At 72.6% G+C, this 17568-nt stretch carries 19 protein-coding genes; 14 read left to right on the top strand and 5 right to left on the bottom strand.

The annotated features are described in order from the left end of the window. Positions 1-1266, top strand: a 1266-nt coding sequence (locus VMF70_09315; GenBank protein HTT68216.1) for an MFS transporter, incomplete at its 5' end; no start/stop codon positions are given. A 97-nt stretch (positions 1267-1363) separates the two neighbouring features. Further along, positions 1364-2125, top strand: coding sequence for a hypothetical protein (locus VMF70_09320; GenBank protein HTT68217.1), 762 nt, complete (start codon positions 1364-1366; stop codon positions 2123-2125). Positions 2126-2150: 25 nt separating this feature from the next. On the opposite strand, the gene VMF70_09325 is transcribed toward VMF70_09320, so the two are convergent. Both VMF70_09325 and VMF70_09330 read right to left on the bottom strand, forming a co-directional pair. Next, on the bottom strand, positions 2151-3212 hold the full coding sequence (locus VMF70_09325) for a DUF6624 domain-containing protein (GenBank protein ID HTT68218.1): 1062 nt from the start codon (positions 3210-3212) through the stop codon (positions 2151-2153). Then, entirely contained in the window at positions 3209-4114 is a 906-nt protein-coding gene (locus tag VMF70_09330) for an NmrA family NAD(P)-binding protein (GenBank protein ID HTT68219.1), read from the bottom strand. Before VMF70_09330 ends, VMF70_09325 begins: the two co-directional genes overlap by 4 nt. 77 nt (positions 4115-4191) lie before the next feature. Here VMF70_09330 and VMF70_09335 point away from each other — a divergent pair, with 77 nt between their 5' ends. The 3 genes from VMF70_09335 to VMF70_09345 all read left to right on the top strand — a co-directional run bounded on the left by VMF70_09335 (position 4192) and on the right by VMF70_09345 (position 6716). After that, complete coding sequence (locus VMF70_09335; GenBank protein ID HTT68220.1) at positions 4192-4500, top strand: GNAT family N-acetyltransferase; 309 nt, start codon at positions 4192-4194, stop codon at positions 4498-4500. Between the two features lie 86 nt (positions 4501-4586). Next, positions 4587-6077 carry a PQQ-binding-like beta-propeller repeat protein gene (locus VMF70_09340; GenBank protein ID HTT68221.1) on the top strand — a complete coding sequence of 497 codons (1491 nt, stop codon included), beginning with the start codon at positions 4587-4589 and terminating at the stop codon, positions 6075-6077. A 126-nt stretch (positions 6078-6203) separates the two neighbouring features. Then, positions 6204-6716, top strand: coding sequence for a DinB family protein (locus VMF70_09345; protein ID HTT68222.1), 513 nt, complete (start codon positions 6204-6206; stop codon positions 6714-6716). Between the two features lie 111 nt (positions 6717-6827). Here VMF70_09345 and VMF70_09350 read toward each other — a convergent pair whose 3' ends face one another. The 3 genes from VMF70_09350 to VMF70_09360 form a co-directional block, all read right to left on the bottom strand. Further along, positions 6828-8033 (bottom strand): aminopeptidase, encoded by a 1206-nt coding sequence (locus tag VMF70_09350; GenBank protein HTT68223.1) that lies wholly within the window; start codon positions 8031-8033, stop codon positions 6828-6830. A gap of 212 nt (positions 8034-8245) precedes the next feature. Then, positions 8246-8677, bottom strand: coding sequence for a nuclear transport factor 2 family protein (locus VMF70_09355; protein ID HTT68224.1), 432 nt, complete (start codon positions 8675-8677; stop codon positions 8246-8248). Beyond that, a complete protein-coding gene (locus VMF70_09360; protein ID HTT68225.1) occupies positions 8674-9786 on the bottom strand; it encodes a Rieske 2Fe-2S domain-containing protein in 1113 nt (370 codons plus the stop codon). Before VMF70_09360 ends, VMF70_09355 begins: the two co-directional genes overlap by 4 nt. A 219-nt stretch (positions 9787-10005) precedes the next feature. Between VMF70_09360 and egtD the strand changes: the two genes are divergently transcribed. The 9 genes from egtD (at position 10006) to VMF70_09405 (ending at position 17550) form a co-directional block, all read left to right on the top strand. Beyond that, positions 10006-11013 carry an L-histidine N(alpha)-methyltransferase gene (gene egtD / locus VMF70_09365; protein ID HTT68226.1) on the top strand — a complete coding sequence of 336 codons (1008 nt, stop codon included), beginning with the start codon at positions 10006-10008 and terminating at the stop codon, positions 11011-11013. Then, positions 11010-12332, top strand: a complete 1323-nt coding sequence (locus tag VMF70_09370) for an SUMF1/EgtB/PvdO family nonheme iron enzyme (protein ID HTT68227.1) — start codon at positions 11010-11012, stop codon at positions 12330-12332. The genes egtD and VMF70_09370 overlap by 4 nt, the downstream gene beginning before the upstream one ends. After that, positions 12316-13065, top strand: a complete 750-nt coding sequence (locus VMF70_09375; protein HTT68228.1) for an ATP-binding cassette domain-containing protein — start codon at positions 12316-12318, stop codon at positions 13063-13065. Before VMF70_09370 ends, VMF70_09375 begins: the two co-directional genes overlap by 17 nt. Beyond that, entirely contained in the window at positions 13062-13706 is a 645-nt protein-coding gene (locus VMF70_09380; protein ID HTT68229.1) for an ABC transporter permease, read from the top strand. The genes VMF70_09375 and VMF70_09380 overlap by 4 nt, the downstream gene beginning before the upstream one ends. A 59-nt stretch (positions 13707-13765) precedes the next feature. Beyond that, on the top strand, positions 13766-14707 hold the full coding sequence (locus tag VMF70_09385) for a glycine betaine ABC transporter substrate-binding protein (GenBank protein HTT68230.1): 942 nt from the start codon (positions 13766-13768) through the stop codon (positions 14705-14707). A gap of 6 nt (positions 14708-14713) precedes the next feature. Next, complete coding sequence (locus VMF70_09390; GenBank protein HTT68231.1) at positions 14714-14983, top strand: UBP-type zinc finger domain-containing protein; 270 nt, start codon at positions 14714-14716, stop codon at positions 14981-14983. Between the two features lie 93 nt (positions 14984-15076). Then, entirely contained in the window at positions 15077-16684 is a 1608-nt protein-coding gene (locus VMF70_09395; GenBank protein ID HTT68232.1) for an MFS transporter, read from the top strand. Between the two features lie 45 nt (positions 16685-16729). Next, positions 16730-17224: an SRPBCC family protein gene (locus VMF70_09400; GenBank protein HTT68233.1), complete on the top strand. Its 495-nt coding sequence runs from the start codon at positions 16730-16732 to the stop codon at positions 17222-17224. 11 nt (positions 17225-17235) lie between these two features. After that, positions 17236-17550, top strand: coding sequence for a Smr/MutS family protein (locus VMF70_09405; protein ID HTT68234.1), 315 nt, complete (start codon positions 17236-17238; stop codon positions 17548-17550). The last annotated feature ends 18 nt before the right edge of the window (positions 17551-17568 follow it).

A 17568-nucleotide genomic window follows, 5' to 3' on the forward strand; every position in this document is an offset into this window, starting at 1 on the left:
CTGTCCGTGCCTGACCCCGATCCCGCGCTCGCGCGCGCCGCCCGGAACGGGCTCATCGTGCTGACCGCGATGAACCTCCTGAACTACGTGGACCGCTACGTGGTTCCGCCGCTGCTCGAGAGCATCAAGCACTCCGAGCTGCACCCCACCGACACGCAGCTCTTCTCCCTCACTTCCGCCTTCCTCATCGTCTACACGGTCTCGGCGCCTCTCTTCGGGACGGTGGGCGACCGCGGCTCGCGGCCCAGGCTGATCGCCGCCGGCGTGGGGCTGTGGAGCATCGCCACGGCGCTCGCCGGGTTCGCGCGAAGCTACGGCGCCCTGTTTCTGGCCCGCGCATCGGTCGGCGTGGGCGAGGCCGCGTACGGCACGATCGCCCCCAGTCTCCTCGCCGATTACTTCCCGCGCTCCGTGCGTGGCCGGGTCTTCTCGATCTTCTTCGTGGCCATCCCCGTGGGCTCGGCCCTCGGCTACGTGGTCGGTGGGCTCGTGGACACGCACTGGGGATGGCGGCGGGCGTTCTTCGTGGCGGGGTTCCCCGGCCTCGCGCTGGCGCTCGTGGCCCTGCGCCTGTGGGACCCTCCGCGCGGGCTGCACGACGAGACGCCGAGCGGCGCCGCCAGGAGCGCTCGAGCGACCTACGCCGCGCTGTTGCGCAACGGCCCGTACGCGCTGACCGTGGCGGGCTACGCCGCCTACACCTTCGCCTTGGGCGGGCTCGCGACGGTGATGCCGAGCTTCCTGCAACGGGTGCGCGGGCTCCCCGAGGTGAAGGCCACCGTGACCTTCGGCATGATCGCCGTCACGACGGGCCTCGCCGGCACCTTTCTCGGCGGGTGGCTGGGGGACCGGCTGCTCGAGCGCACCCGGCAGGCGTACCTCTGGCTCTCCGGCGTCGCGACGCTCGCCGCGGCGCCGCTGATCTTCCTGGCGTTGACGGCGCGCGATCCGCCGCTCTACTGGACGGCCGTGATGGTGGCCGAGTTCCTGATGTTCGCCTCCACCGGCCCCGTCAACTCGGCCATCGTCAACGAAGTGCCGCCCGAGATGCGGGCGACCGCGGTGGCGCTGAGCATCTTCGCGATCCACACCTTCGGAGATGTGCCGGCGCCGACGCTCGTGGGCGTGATATCCGATCGAAGCTCGCTGGGCGTGGCGGTGCTCATCCTGCCTGTGGCGGCGCTCCTGGGAGGCGGCATCTGGGTGCTGGCAGCATGGCGAGGCGCAGGGGGCGACGCGCCGCATGCTGCGCGGGGCGACGCCTAGCGGCCATGCCGTTGATCGGCGCCGCCTGGCCGAGTGATCTTCCCGGCGATCCCGGCACCCAGCCGCCCCGTCTAGCCTCCACACGGGAGGGCTCTCCGTGCAGCGCTTCGCGAAGGTCAGCCGTGCGGGATTCGCGTCGAGCATGATCGCCCTGGGCGCGATCGGCCTCGTTTTCCGCGACTTCCCACTGGTGTGGGGGCCGCTGCCCGGCTGGGTCGCCTGGCGCACGGCGCTCGCCTGCGCGTGCGCCGCGGTGGCCCTCGCAGCGGGAATCGCCCTGCTCGCCCGGCGGACCGCGGCTGCGGCGTCGCTGGTGCTGTTCGTCTACGTCGCGCTCTGGTGGTTGCTGCTCAAGGTGCCGCCCGTGGTCACCGACCCGCTCACCGAGCTGAGTTGGCTCGATTGTGGCATGTACGGGATGCTGCTGGCGGGAGCGTGGACCCTCTACGCCGACATCGGCGGGCGGCCCGTCCTGGGGGGCGAGCGGGGCGCGAGGCTCGCGCGCCTGCTCTTTGGGCTCGGCCTGATCCCGACCGGCCTGTCGCACTTCGTTTACGTCAACCTGACCGTCCCGCTGGTGCCCGCGTGGCTCCCGTACCGCCTGGGATGGGCGTACTTCACCGGCGCGTGCCACCTCGCCGCCGGCCTCGGCATCCTGCTCGGCGTGCTGCCCAGGCTGGCCGCTGGCCTCGAAGCGGCCATGCTCGGGATCTTCACCATCCTCGTGTGGGTTCCGGCGGTGGTTGCCGCGCCCGGCACGCGCGAGAACTGGACCGAATTCTGGATCTCGTGGGCACTCACCACGGCCGCGGCCGTCGTCGCCGCTCACGTCCCGCGGCGGAAGCCGCGGGCGGCATAGCTCGCGTCGGCCCACAGGCCATGCGTCAGCGCCGCCGGCACACCCCCGGCGGCCCCGCGTACTCCACGCCGAGCGACTGCAGGTAGATCGCCAACGGCTCGAGGCCGACCTCCCGGCGCCGGACGTCCACGCAGGGCTCGTTCGCGATCGAGTCGAGGGCCGGCGGACCGGGGCGGTCCGAGTACCGCGTCTGCGTGCCGTAGAGCTGCGGCTTCCCCTCGGCCACCAGCACACGATCCTCGAGCAGCGCGCCGTCGCCGGCCCGCGCGTCGTCCTTGCGCACCGCTGCCAGGAGGAGCGGCAGCACCTGCTTCTGGAACTCCGGCGGCGCGTGCTGCACCAGCAGCCACGCGTCGTGCGCGGCCTCGTCTCCTACCAGGCGGCGGCCCGGCCAGCCGCGCGCGGCGATGATCGCCCTGATCTGCGCGTAGCGCGGCGCATCCGAAGCGTCGAGCGCCCGGAATACGGAGTCCCCCTGCGGAGAAGACCGCCCGTATCGCACCACCACGTCGTTCAGGCTCTGCCGGGCCAGCTGGTCCGAGTCGGCGAGCGCGATCAGCTCCGCCATCAGCGTCGAGTCGAGCGAGGTACGGCGCGCCCGCAGCCTCGCCTCGAGCGCCGGCCAGCGCCCGTCGCGGTGCAGCACGAACGTGGCGCTGTCCCGCGTGAAGTACCCCGGATCGAGAAACCCCTCGTCCACCGCGCGGCCGAGGTCCCGGAAGGCGCGGTTGCTGTCCCCCGCCTGCGCGGCGTCGGCGGCGGCGAGCGCCAGGAACAGCGGCTGGAACCCAGACACGGCGAACGCCTGCTCGTAGAGCCCCGCGGCTCCGGCGAACCGATGCTGCTGCTCGGCGCTATCCGCCCGCATGGTCAGCAGGGCAATTCGGCTCTGGAACCGCGGGCGCAACGGTTCGGTGAGGTCGGCCCGGCGTTGCCGCGCCGCGCGCACGCCGCGCACCACGGCGGGGACGACGATCAGGGCGAGGAGCCCCACAGCGGCGGCGAGGATCCAGACGTCGTAGTAGACGAAGCCGCGCTGCCGCCGCACGGCCTTGCTCGCCGCCTCAGGCGCCGCGCCGCGGGTCACGACCGCCCCAGGAACCCGGTCAGCAGGTCCCGCACCGTCGTCCAGCGCATGCCGGGATAGCGCTCGTTGTCGAGCGGCTCCAGCACGGCCCGGCCGTTGAACATGTTGTGCATGTACTGCATGCCCTGCCAGGCGGGAAAGATCTCGTGCTTCGCGGGAGCGACCGTTCGCGCGACCGTGATGATCGTGCCGAGCAGGCCGAGGCCTCCGGCGCGGAACAGACGGAAGCGCGTGCCGGTCAGCTCGCCCAGCAGCGCCGCCAGCGACCGGGCAGTGACCTGATCGCCGGCGACGCGGAGGAATCGGGGCGTGGAAGGGTCCAGTGCGGCCCTCGCCGTGTAGGCAGCCGTGTCGCCGATCGTCGTGAAGTCCAGGCGCTGGTCCGCGTTCCCCCAGTAGAGGACGCGCCGGCGCCTGAAGAGTATCAGCGGCATCCGGGCGGTGAGCAGCTCCATGAACGCGCCGCACCAGATCGTCGTCGCCGCGATCGAGGCCGCGTCCAGGCGCCGATGGAATGCCCGCCGCAGATCCAGATTGCGGTTGCTGCCGGGCGGGAGCCCGGTGAAGTCGATCGAGTAGTCGGACGGGATGAAGCGCGGCACGCCGGCCCGGACGGCCGCGTCGAGCAGCACCGACTGCGCGTCCACGATCACGTCCCGCAACCCGTTCAGCGCCGACACCACGCAGGACGCCCCGGCGCAGGCCGCCGCCACCCCGGTCGCGTCGTCGAGATCCACGGCGGCGATCTCGACGCCGAGCTGCCGCAGCCCCTCGACCTTGTCGGGCGCGGCGCCGCGGCGCACCAGCGCCCTCACGCCGGCGCCCCGCTCGCGCAACGCTCGCGCGATCCGTCCGCCGAGGTTGCCGGTCGCTCCCGCTACGACGATGGTCGGCTCACTCATGGGCGCCCTGTGGGTTCCCGCTCGAAGTACCTAGCTTTGAGAGGCTTTGAGAGGTTCGCCCTCCACCGGAGATCCCCATGGCCGACCCCGTCCCGGCGGTCGTCAACAACGCCGCCGGCAGCCGCTTTGAGCTGACCGCGGACGGTCACACCGCCGTCCTCGAATACGTGCTGGCCGGGAGCCGGCTGCGCCTCATGCACACTGAAGTGCCTCCCGAGCTGCGCGGACGCAAGTACGGCGAGGTCCTCGCCCGCGCCGGCCTCGAGCACGCCCGCGCCAACGACCTCAAGGTCGTGCCGTTCTGCCCGTTCGTCCGCGCGTTCCTGCAGCGCCACCCCGAGTACGAGCCGGTGCTGGACCCGCACTGGAAGGCCGCGGTCGGGTAAGTGGAGCCGTGGCCCGCTTCGGGCGTGGCGCCCATCGGCCGGCCCGGCTATCCTGCAACCGTTCCCTCACCAGAGGTATGCGTCGGATGAGCGCGCGCTCGAGACTCCGCGGGGGCCTCCTCGTCGCCGGCTGCGCCCTGCTCGCCGCGGCCCAGGCGCCCGGATGCCGGTCGTCGCTGCCTTCAGCCGGCGGGGGCGGGGGCGGCGGTGGAGGAGGCGGAGGCGGCGGTGGCGGAGGGTCGAGCACGAACGACTGGCCGCGCTTCGGCTACGACGCCGGCCGCTCGAGCGCGCCGGCCGCCGCGATGGGCGTGACCGCGACCAACGTGGACTCGATGACCCGTCAGCAGGTCACGCTCGACGGCACGGTGGACGCCTCCGCGATCTACCTGCACGCCGTCACCGTGAAGGGCGCCACCCACAACACGTTCTTCGTCACCACGACCTACGGCAAGACGATCGCGATCGACGCCGACAGCGGGACGATCCTCTGGGAGTTCACGCCGAGCGGCTACGCCGGCTGGGCGGGCTCCGCGCAGATCACGACCTCCACGCCGGTCGCCGACCCCGACCGCGCGCACATCTACGCCGCGAGCCCCGAGGGCGCCATCCGCCGGCTGGCCGTCGCCGACGGCAGCGTGGGCTGGACCACCTCGATCACCAGGCTCCCCACGCGCGAGAAGATCGCGTCGTCCCTCAACTACTGGCACGGCCGCGTGATCGCCACCACCGGCGGCTACATCGGCGACGCGCCGCCCTACCAGGGCCACGTCGCCGTGCTCGACGCCGCCAGCGGCCAGCTGCTGCACGTGTGGAACTCGCTGTGCAGCGACACGGCCGGGCTGCTTACGCCCTCGGGGTGCGCCGAGAGCGACGCCGCCATCTGGGGCCGCGCGGGCGCCGTGATCGACACCGCGACCGGGCAGCTGTACGTCGCCACCGGCAACGCGCTGTGGGACGGCGTGACCTACTGGGGCGACGCGACCCTCTCGCTCGACTCGCTCGCGACGACCATGACCGGCAACTACACGCCCACCAACACGGCGCAGCTCAACACCACCGACGCCGACCTGGGCTCGACGTCGCCGGTGCTCCTGGGGGGCGGCCTCGTCGCCCAGGGCGGCAAGGACGGGATCATCCGGCTGCTCACCTGGTCGGCGATGGCGGGCACCACGGCCCACAAGGGCGGCGAGGCGCAGACCGTGTCCACGCCGAGCGGGACGGACCTGTTCACCGCGCCGGCGGTGTGGCGCAACGGCTCCACCACGATGCTCGTGGCCGGCGACAACGGCGGCACCGCGGCCTGGACGCTGAGCGCCGGGCAGCTGGTGTCGGCGTGGAGCCACGGGAACGGCGGCACGAGCCCCGTGGTCGTGGACGGGATGGCGTTCGTGTACGGCCCGGGCGGCGGGCTCCGCGTCTACGACGCCGCCTCGGGCAACCTCGTCACCACGCTCTCGTGCGGCGGCGGACACTGGAACAGCCCGATCGTGGCGGACGGCCGCATCGCGCTCCCCGAGGGCAACGCCAACAACCACAGCACCAGCGGCGTGCTCGACATCTGGCGGATTCCGTAGGCTGAGGGCCGGCGGCCGGCGCCGAGGATCGTGCGCCGCGCCCGCGCGCGGCGCCCGCTTCCCCCGGCCCTGGCGCCGCCCGGCGCCGTGCGCCACTATCGTCATCCCCCGCGCTCGGAGACCGCGATGTCCGAATTCGTGTCCCTGCTGGACGAGACCATCGAGGGCTGGTGGGACGTCCGCAACGGCGTCATCGCCGAGGTGGAGAACATCCCGGCCGGCAAGTTCGACTTCCGCCCGGTGCCCGAGGTCCGCAACGTCCGCGAGATGGTGCAGCACATCCTCGAGATCGCGATGATGATGACGGGCGAGCTGACGCGGCCGGACACCAACCTCAAGCGCGAGCCGTGGCCCAAGCTGCTGGCCCGCTACGCCGGCGCCGCCTACGACGCCACGACCAAGCCGCAGCTCGTCAAGCTGCTCGGCACCCAGATGAAGGACGCGGAGAAGAAGTTCCGCGCCGCGGGCGAGCTGGCGCTGTTCCAGTTCCACACCCGGTTCGACGGGAAGCAGGGCACCAAGTACGCCTGGTGGCACCACGGCATCGCCCAGGAGGAGTACCACCGCGGCCAGCTGACCACCTACCAGCGGCTGATGGGCCTCGTCCCCGCGCTGACGAAGGCGATCACGGGCGGCTGAGGCGCGGTCGGGGGCGGCAGACCGCGCCACCTCATACGCGGGAGGCCGGAGCGCTCGCCCCGGCCTCCATTTCATGCGTTACGGCGGACGCCGCCGGCAGACGCGGCGGCCCTACTTCAGCGCGCCGTCAGCGATGACATCGCGGCCGTCCACCGCCAGCGTCGCCCGGCTCACCGCCATGGGCAGACCGAAGGTGCTCACGTTGGTGCCGCCCCAGGAGGTGTTGTCGCCGGTGCCCACCGTGACGCCGCCCGCGGCCATCCACACGATCCGCCCGGAATTCGTCGGCAGCTGCATCGCCGGATTGAGCCCCAGGTCCAGGTACGCGAACATGTCCTTCCCGCCGGTGGACGCGTCGTACAGCGCCCGCAGCGGGTCGAGGCCCGACTTGGCCGACATGCCTGTCATCCTGCCGGCGGAGAAGTGCAGCACCAGGCTGTCGATCATCGTCCCCTGAAAGACGTAGCGGTCCACGACGACCGTGCCCTCGGCCGTGCCGAGGACCGCCGGGACGAGCAGCTCGCCCGCGGGGAGCCAGGTGGACGCCGCGGCGCCGCCCTGGCGCAGCTTCTCGGGCGTGAGCGCGCCGTCGGAGACAAATGCCCTGGACGCATCCACTGCGAAGGTGAGGTTGGTACCGTTGGGGGCCGTGAGGGTCAGCTTCCGGCCGGCCGCGATCGCGGCCCGGAGCCCGGCGCCCTTCGCGCGGATCGTGTCGGGCGAGACGGCAGCGGCCTTCCAGAACATGTCCGCGACCTCGGCCAGCGGCCGGCCGAGCCGCGCGGCGAGCTGCGCGTTGGGAGCGAGCCCGTTCCCGAGGTCCACGAAGCGCACGCGACGCTTCAGGAAGGCCTGGCCGACCGGGATCCCCGCCTTGTTCCTCGCCGCGATGCGCGCCGCGGGCACGCCCGCCATCACGTTGTCCGAGTCGCCGTATTCGACGTTGATCTGGGCGTCGATCAGGTTCGTGAGCCCGAGGCCGAGGGTCGGCGAGGTGGTGTCGAACGCCGCCGGGACGTCGTCGTAGGAGCGGCGGTCGGTCCGGTCGTCGCTCACCGTGATCAGCGGCTGGGCTCCCGCCTTCATCACCTCGATCGCGATGTTGCTTAGCAGCGCCCAGTCACGCACGCCCCCGGTGACGAACACCTTGTCGCCGGCGCGGATCATCGCCGCCGCGACCAGCGTCCGGGCGACGTCCTGGTGGCCGGCGGTCGGGGCCGCCGCCGCGGCCGCCGGTGCCTGCTCCTTCGTCCGGCTGCAGGCGACGACGCCGCCCAGAGCCACGAGGGCGGCGAGAGGCACAACGCGTGAGCGCATCATGGGACCTCCGAGGGGGAGACCCGGCCGCGCCGGCGGGACGGCCGGTGGGCGCGGGTCCATTGAGGGAATCGGCTCGAATAAGCCGCCGGCCGGCCACGCGTCAAGGGGTCCGGCCGACGCTCGACGGCGACCCGCTGCTGCTCGCCGCCCGGGGCGCCCCCGGGGTGTGAAGGCGCTGCTCCCGCTCGACCGGGCGCTGCCGCGCGGCGCTACTGCTTGAACCTCGGCAGCTCCGGGTGCCGCGTGCGGAACTCCTCGTAGAGGTGCGCGTCGGTGTAGTCGCGCATCTCGCAGATCCGCTCGCCGCGGAACCGGATCACCACACAGGTCCGCTGGTCCATCACGTCGTTCGGCGCGCTCTTGAGCCAGCTCCGCTCCCGGATCTCGACGATCACCCGGTCCTGCGCGGGGTACCAGTCGCGCCACACCTCCTCGTAGCCCCAGTCCGCCGCGCCCAGGCCGAACTCGCGGTTGGTGAACGCGCGGATCACGGCGTCCCGGCCGCGCCACTCGCCGCCCAGCGGCGGAGAGCCCGCGATCCAGTACACGATGTCCTCGGTGAAGCAGCTCGCCACCTCGTCCATCCGGCCGGCGAACAGCGCCTTCTCGTACGCGCGGGCGACGGCCAGGTGGTCGGTCATACCACGGCCTCGTCGCGGGGCATCAGGGCGTTGGCCTTCCGGCCGGCGCGCTCCATCGGCTTGGCCAGCTCGGCCTTGTGGTGGTCCAGGATCGTCCAGAAGTCGAGCGCGCGCTCGACCAGCTCCTGCGCCGCGACCCGCAGCATGTCGCTCGCCTTCACCAGCTGCACGTTGCGCTCCATGTCCTCGGCGTCCCAGCCGCGCGAGTGCGCGATGAAGGGATAGGGCGGGAACAGGAAGCCCAGCTCGCTCCAGAAAGTCAGCATCGAGCCCGCCACGCCCTGGATGTTGTCCTGCCCGCCGGTGATGATGAACGCCGCCGCCTTGTTGCTGATCAGCATCCGGTTGTGGATGGTGATCTGGTTCTGCACGCAGTTCAGCCGCTCGATCATCTTGTAGTACAGCGACGACGCGTTGCCCCAGCGGATCGGCGTCGCCACCAGCACCACGTCGGCCCAGTGCACCAGCCCCTCGTACACCGCGGCGAGCTGGTCGCCGGGATCGCGCTCGGTGATGGCGCACGGCCAGGTGCAGGCGCGCGCCGCCTTGGAGTAGTTCCCCTCGCAGTGCCGGAAGGCGAGATCGCGCAGCCGGATCAGCCTGGTGTCCGCGTGCCGGACGTCGGCCGCGTGCCGCAGCGCGTGCTCCAGGAGCGCGTCGGAGGTCGAGTAGCGCGGGTTGGCGTCGTCCATCGCGGTGGTCGAGAGGCCCAGTACCCGCGGGGGCGCGCCGGCCGGCTTCTCGTGGCTCTCGAGCAGGTGCGAGGGTTTGTGCTTGAGGAGTTTCCGCGGCATGGCCGGCGGCGTCGCGACGTACACGCCGTCGGGCCGCTCCTCGACGTCGAACACCGGCACCTGCTCCTCGTCGTAGCCCTCCGGCCCCTTGCCGGTGACGACGCTGTACTCCCACCCGTGCCACGGGCAGGTCACGAACTCGCCCCTGAGGCGCCCGTCGCACAGCGGGCCGCCCTTGTGGTTGCAGCTGTTCCCGATCGCGCGCAGCCTCCCCTCGTGGAGGAACACCGCGATGGTGTGGCGGTCGAGCTTGACCGAGAACGGAACCCGCCCCTCGAGCTCGGCACGGGTGCCGAGCAGGTGCCAGGTGGGCATCGGACCTTCCGGAGATGGGGTCGGACAATGGTAGCCGCCGGGAGGCGGGGCCGGGAAGGGGAGGGCGCCTGCCGCGAGCGGCGCCGGCTCCGGCCGGAGGGCACCGGCGCGAGGTCCGGCGCAGCGCTTGACGGGCCCCGGCCGGCTGGCGATTGATTCAGCGGTACCCGCCACAACACATCGGATCACCACACTTCCCGCTCGCCGCTAGGGGGCAGGATGTCGGGCGCGCTTTTTCACGTCGAGTCGGCGCGGGGCGACGACGAACGGGCGCAGCGCATGGCCGAGGAGATCCGCCGCGGCCTGGCCACCCGGCCGCGCTCCCTGCCGAGCAAGTACTTCTACGACGACCGCGGCAGCCGTCTGTTCGAGGACATCACCCGGCTGCCGGAGTACTACCTCACCCGCACCGAGGAGGCGCTGCTCGCCGCGATCGCGGGCGACGTGATCGCGCGGGTGCTGCCCGCCGAGCTGGTGGAGCTGGGCTCGGGCGCCGGCCGCAAGATCCGCATGCTGCTGGCGGCGATGGCGCGCGCCCGGCTGTCGGAGCGCTGCGTCCTGATGGACATCAACGCGCGCTTCCTGTCAGAGTCCACGCACGCGCTGGCCCGCGACTTCCCGGGCCTCGCCGTGCACGGCGTCGTGGGCGACTTTCTCGGCGACCTCGAGGTGCTGGGCCCCGGCGGCCGCCGCCTCGCCGTCTTCTTCGCCTCCACGATCGGGAACCTGCACCCCGACGAGGTGCCGCCGTTCCTGGCGCGCGTGGCCGACCACCTCGCGCCGGGCGACGCCTTCCTGGTGGGCGTGGACCTCGTGAAGGACCCGGCCCGCCTCGAGGCCGCCTACAACGACGCCGCCGGCGTGACGGCCGAGTTCAACAAGAACATCCTGCTAGTGATGAACGAGCGGCTCGACGCGGACTTCGACCCCGGGGCCTTCGAGCACGTGGCGTTCTACGACCGCGACGCGGCCTGGATCGAGATGCGGCTCCGCTCGCTCAAGCTGCAGCGGGTGCGGATCCCGGCCGCGCGGCTCGACCTCGCGTTCGAGGCCGGCGAGGAGATCCGCACCGAGATCAGCTGCAAGTACACCCGCGAGTCGTTCACGGCCCTGCTGCCGGGCACCGGCCTGGCGCTGGACCGCTGGTACACGGACCCCAAGAACCTGTTCGCGCTCGCCCTGCTGGGGCGGGGGCGGGGGCGCGACGACGACGGAAGGCTACGATGAGCGCAGCGCCAGCCGATCTGCTGGACCGGCTCGAGGCCGCGTGGGAGCGGTCCGACCTGATCTTCGGCCTCCTCTCCGACGACGTATGGCTGCAGCGGCCCATCGCCCTCAGGCAGCCTTTCATCTTCTATGTCGGCCACCTGCCGGCGTTCGCCTGGAACCAGGTGTGCCGCGGCGTCCTGAAGCGGCCCTCGTTCAACGCGCCGTTCGACACGCTGTTCGAGCGCGGCATCGATCCGGTGGGCGACGACTACAAGCCGACCGCGGTGTCGTGGCCGTCCCCGTCCGAGGTGCTGGCCTACCGCGACCGGGTGCGCGAGGCGCTGCGCGCGTCGTTCGACGACGTCGCCGCCCTCGAGGGGAAGGACCCGCTCGCCGATCGCGGCCGCATCTACAACCTCGCGATCGAGCACGAACTGATGCACCACGAGACGCTGCTCTACATGGTCCAGCAGCTCGAGCCGCGGTACCGGTACGAGCCGGACTGGCTGCCGCCCTGCCGCACCCGCGGCGGGACGCCCTCGGGCACCGTGCCGATCCCGGGCGGCCCGGTGACGCTGGGCGCCTCGTTCGAGCAGGCGCCGTTCGGCTGGGACAACGAGTTCCCGGAGCGCGAGGTGGAGGTCGAGGCGTTCACGATGGACGCGACGCCGGTCCGGAACTCGGAGTATCTGGCGTTCATGGAAGCCGGCGGCTACGGAAAGCGCGGGCTGTGGTCGGACGAGGCGTGGGCGTGGAAGGAGAAGGCCGGCGTCGGTCACCCCAACCTCTGGGCGCGGAGCGGCAAGGGCTGGTCGGTGCTGACGCTGTTCGGCGCGACGCCGCTCGAGGAGGCGAAGGACTGGCCGGTGTACGTGAGCTGGGCCGAGGCGCGCGCGTACGCGCGGTGGAGGGGCCTCGACCTGCCCACGGAAGCGGAGTTCCACCGCGCGGCGTTCGGGACGCCGGAGGGGAACGTGCGCGAGCACCCCTGGGGCAACGGCGCGCCGTGCCCCGACCACGGCAGCTTCGACTTCCGCGACTGGGCGCCGACGCCGGTCGGCTCGCACCACGCCGGCGCGAGCGCGTGGGGCGTGCACGAGCTGGTGGGCAACGGGTGGGAGTGGACCTCGAGCGTGTTCGAGCCGTACCCCGGCTTCACCGCCTACGCGCGCACCTATCCCGGCTACTCGGCGGACTTCTTCGACGGGAAGCACTACTCGATGCTCGGCGCGTCGTGGGCCACCGACGGGGCGCTGGTGCGGCGCAGCTTCCGCAACTGGTTCCAGCCGCACTATCCGTACGTGTTCGCCAAGTTCCGGTGTGTCGCCCGCGGCTGAGGGCGCGGTCGCCAGCTGCCGCGGGGCCACGGTCGCCTTCGCGGACGGCCGGTCGGCACTGCGGGACCTCACCCTCGACGTGGCGCGCGGCGAGACGCTGGTGCTGCTGGGCAGGAGCGGATCCGGCAAGACCACGACGCTGAAGCTCCTCAACGCCCTCGTCCTGCCGACCTCGGGCGAGGTGGTGGTCGAGGGACGCGCGACCCGCGACTGGGAGCCGCACCGGCTCCGCCGGCAGATCGGGTACGTCATCCAGGACATCGGCCTGTTTCCCCACTTCACCGTCGAGCGCAACGTGGCGCTGCTGCCCGCGCTGGAGCGCTGGGAGCCGGACCGGGTGCGCGCGCGGGTGACGGAGATGCTGAGGCTGGTGGGACTCGAGCCGTCCGAGTTCCTGCACCGCTACCCGCGCGAGCTGTCGGGCGGCCAGCGGCAGCGGGTGGGCATCGCCCGCGCGCTCGCCGCCGACCCGGCGCTGCTCCTGATGGACGAGCCGTTCGGCGCGCTCGACCCGCTGACCCGCGCCGAGCTGCAGCGCGAGTTCAAGGCGCTGTGCCGGCGGCTGGGGAAGACGATCGTGTTCGTCACCCACGACGTGCGAGAGGCCCTGCTGCTGGGGACGCGGCTCGCGCTCCTCGCCGAGGGACGGCTGGTGTTCAGCGGTGCGCCGGAGGAGCTGCGGCGCGCGGAGCACCCGGAGGCGCGCGCCTTCGCCGCGACGCTGGACGCGTGAGCCTGCTGCGGTTCTACGCGGCGAACTCGGGCGAGGCGCTGCAGCTCCTGCTGCAGCACCTGCTGCTGGTCCTCGCGAGCACGTCCCTCGCGGTGGCGATCGGCGTGCCGCTCGGCATCGTGCTGACCCGGCGGCCGCGGCTCCGCGGTCCGGTGCTGGGCGTCGCCAACGTGTTTCAGACCATCCCCAGCCTCGCGCTGTTCGGCTTCCTGATCCCGCTGCCGTTCCTGGGGGGCATCGGCGCGCGCACCGCCGTCGTGGCGCTGGTGGTGTACGCGCTGCTGCCGATCATCCGCAACACCTACGCGGGGATCCAGGGCATCGATCCGGCGGTGCGGGAGGCGGGGCTCGGCATGGGACTCACGAGCGGCGAGCTGTTGAAGCTCGTCGAGCTGCCGCTGTCGCTCGGCTTCATCATGGCCGGGGTCCGCATCGCGACGGTGATAGGGGTGGGGGTGGCGACGATCGCCGCGGCCATCGGCGCGGGCGGGCTGGGGGTGTACATCTTCCGGGGCGTCGCCATGGTCAATGACACGCTGATACTGGCGGGGGCATTGCCGGCGGCGGTGATGGCGCTGGGGTTCGACTGGGTGCTGGGGAGATTGGAGAAGAGACTGACTCCCAGAGGCGTGCGAGCGTGAGAGGTCAGAGGTGAGGGGTGAGAAGTGAGAGGTTCAAGTGAGCAGTGAGAGGCGATGACGTGAGAGGTGCGCTCTCTGTCCGGCTCTGGCTCCGGGCGAGCCTTGGCATCTTCTGCCTCCTCGCCTCCTGCGCGCCGCGCGGCAATCGGGTCGTGGTCGGCTCGAAGAACTTCACGGAGCAGGACATCCTGGGCGAGATCATCGCCCAGCAGCTGGAGCGCCGCACCACGCTCACGGTCGAGCGGAAGCTCCACCTCGGCGGGACGTTCGTGTGCCACCAGGCGCTGGTGGCCGGGAAGATCGACGTGTACCCGGAGTACACGGGCACCGCGCTGGTCGCGATCCTCCAGCAGCCGCCCACCGCGGACCCCGACTCCGCGTACGGCCGCGTGCAGCTCCAGTACGCCGCGCGGTACCACGCCACCTGGCTGGCGCCGTTCGGGTTCGACAACACGTTCGCGATGCTGGTGCGCGGCGCCGACGCGCGGCGGCTCGGGATCCGCACCATCAGCGACGCCGCGCGCTTCGCGCCGACGTGGCGGGCGGGCTTCGGCTACGAGTTCGCCGACCGCGCCGACGGGTGGCCCGGCCTGGCGAAGCTCTACGGCCTGAAGCTGGCCGCGGCCCCGCGCACCATGGACCTGGGGCTCACCTATCGCGCGCTGGCCGACAGCGTGGTGGACCTGATCGCCGGCAACTCGACCGACGGGCAGATCGCGGCGCTCCGCCTGGTGCAGCTGGTGGACGACCGGCGCTACTTCCCCTCCTACCAGGCGGCGCCCGTGGTGGGCGACGCGGCGCTGGGGCGCCACCCGGAGATCCGGGCGGCCCTGGCCGAGCTGGCGGGCACGATCGGCGACACGACGATGCAGCGGCTCAACTACGAAGTGGACGTCCGGCACCGGGGCGCGGCCGAGGTGGCCCGCGAGTTCCTCGCCGGTCTCGGCGCCGGCCGGGCGCCGGCGGCGCCTCCACCCTCAACAGGCGCGAAAGGAATCTGAACGGACATGGCCCAGGAACCCTGCGCCCACATCACGGCCGTCGAGGACGTGCGGAAGCCCAAGCGCCGCGAGTGCGAGGAGTGCGTCAAGATCCGCTCCAAGTGGGTCCACCTCAGGACCTGCCAGGAATGCGGCGCCACGCTGTGCTGCGACAGCTCGCCGAACAAGCACGCGTCGAAGCACGCGCGCGCCAGCAGCCACCCGGTCGTCGCCTCGGCCGAGCCCGGCGAACGCTGGCTGTACTGCTATCCGGACGACGCGTTTGCCGAGTACTGAGCCCGCCGCGGGGCCGGCGGCGGCGGGAAGCTCGACCGGGCGAGGGGTCGGGCCCGTCCGTCGAGCGGCCACGCCGGCCGCCGGGAGCGAGCCATGACGGCCACCTTCCGGCCGCCGTGCGATCGCGGCGTGATCGAGGGCCGGCCGTGCCGCGGCGGCTGCACGCCGGAGGCGGCGCCGTGGGTGCTGGCCGCGACCATCATCGCCTCGGGCATGACGTTCATCGACGGGACCGTGGTGAACGTCGCGCTGCCCGCGCTGCAGGCGCACCTCGGCGCGACCATGTCCCAGGCCCAGTGGGTCGTGGAGTCCTACGCGCTGGTGCTCTCGGCGCTGATCCTCGTGGGCGGCGCGCTGGGCGACCGGCTGGGGCGGCGGCGCGTGTTCGCGGCCGGGGTCGCGTTGTTCGGCCTGGGATCGCTGTGGTGCGGGCTGTCGCGTGGCCCGGCGGAGCTGATCGTGGCGCGCGCCTTCCAGGGCGTCGGGGCCGCGCTGCTCGTGCCCGGGAGCCTGGCGATCATCAGCGCCGAGTTCGACGAGCGCTCGCGCGGGCGCGCGATCGGCACGTGGTCCGCAGCCACCGCGATTCTCGCCGCGGTGGGACCCGTGATCGGCGGCTGGGTCATCGAACGGTTCAGCTGGCGCGGGATCTTCTTCCTCAACCTGCCGCTGTGCGTGGTCGTGCTGCCGATCCTGTTCCGCTGGGTGCGCGAGACGCGCGACCCCGACGCCCCGCGCCGCCTCGACTGGATCGGCACGGCGCTGGTGACGGTGGGGCTGGGCGGCCTGGTGTTCGGGTTCATCGCGGCGCCCGAGCTGGGCTTCGCCGCCCCGCGCGTGCGGGTGCCGCTCGTCGTGGGCTCGCTCGCGCTGGTCGCGTTCGGCATCGCCGAGCGCGCGGAGCGCCAGCCGATGGTGCCGCCGCGGCTCTTCAAGGTGCGCACCTTCACCGGCGCCAACCTGCTCACGCTGCTGCTCTACGCCGCGCTCTCGGGCGCGCTGTTCTTCGTGCCGTTCCTCCTGATCCAGGTGCGCGGCTACACGGCCACGGCGGCCGGCGCCGCGCTGCTGCCGTTCATCCTGCTGGTGTTCGCGCTGTCGCGCTGGTCGGGCGGACTCGCCGACCGGCACGGGCCGCGGCCGTTCCTGGTCGTGGGGCCGCTGGTGGCCGGACTGGGGTTCGGACTGCTCACGCTGGCGGGGAATCCGGGCAGCTACTGGACCACGTGCTTCCCGGGCATCGCGGTGCTCGGCCTCGGCATGGCGATCGCCGTCGCGCCGCTCACCACCACGGTGATGAACGCGGCGGACGCCTCGCTCGTGGGCACGGCGTCGGGCGTGAACAACGCCGTGGCGCGGACCGGCGGCGTGCTGGCGATCGCCGTCCTCGGCGTGCTGGTGTTCGGCCGGTTCCGCGCCGACCTCGCCGAGAGCGCGGCGCGGGTGAGCACGGCGCCGTCGGCCCGGGCGTTCGTCGCCGACGCGGGCACCCGGATCGCCGCGGCGCGGATGCCGGACGATCTCCCCGATCCCGTGGCGCGTGCGCTGCGGGAGGCGGTGGACGACTCGTTCACCTCGGCCTTCAGGCTGGCGATGCTGGTGGCGGCCGGCCTCGCGGCCCTCGCCGCGGCGAGCGGCGCGATCCTGGTCGAGAGCCGGCGCCGCGTCCCGCAGCCGGCGGCCGAGCGCTCGGCAGGCTGACGCCCGGCCGGCGCGCGACCGTCCCGCCGGCGGGCCGATCGGGGGTTGGCGCGCAGCCGCGTCGCCGACTATCGTTGGCCGTCGCTCCGCATCGAGGCTCTCGTGCACCGCTTCAGCCGCCAGGGCGTGATCCGCGCCCAGCCGCACCAGGTGTTCGACTTCGTCACCGACCAGGCCAAGCTCCCCCTCTGGTCGCCGGAGGTCGTGAGCAGCGAGATCGCCGGCGGCGGGCCGATCGAGGTGGGCACGCGGTTCGTCCAGAAGCGCCGGCAGGGCGGGCGCACCATGACGAACAAGGTCGAAGTCACGACCCACGACCGGCCGCGCACCCACGCCGTGAAGACCCGCATCATGGGCGTGGAGCTGAGCTTCACCTTCTCCTTCTGGCCCGAGGGGAGCGCCACCAAGGTGACGTTCGACTGCAGCTGCGAGGGGAAGGGCCTCGGCCGGCTGATGGAAGGGATGATGGCCAGGATGGTCGAGAAGGCGGACGACCAGCGCATCGAGCGCCTCAAGGCGGCCATCGAGACGCGCCGCTGAGGGGGCAGCCGATGCCCCGCCGCACCCGCCAGCCCACCTTCGACAGCCGCGACGCACTCCTCGACGGCCCCGCGACCACGCTGGACCTCCACGGCGACACGGTGGCGGCGGCCCGCGCCCGCGTGGTGCAGCTCCTCGCCGCGAGAGTGCGCACCGATCCGGGCAGCCGCGTGCACATCGTCACGGGCAAGGGCAGGGGCTCGGGGCCCGAGGGGCCCAGGCTCCGGCCCATGGTGGCCGGCCTCCTCAAGGGCGAGTGCGCCAGGTACGTCAGGGATTGGGACCGCGACGCGGACGACGGCGGATTCCGGGTGCTGCTGCGATGACCCCGATGCGCTCCGCCC

This window comes from Gemmatimonadales bacterium, assembly GCA_035502185.1.
Taxonomy (GTDB): domain Bacteria; phylum Gemmatimonadota; class Gemmatimonadetes; order Gemmatimonadales; family JACORV01; genus Fen-1245.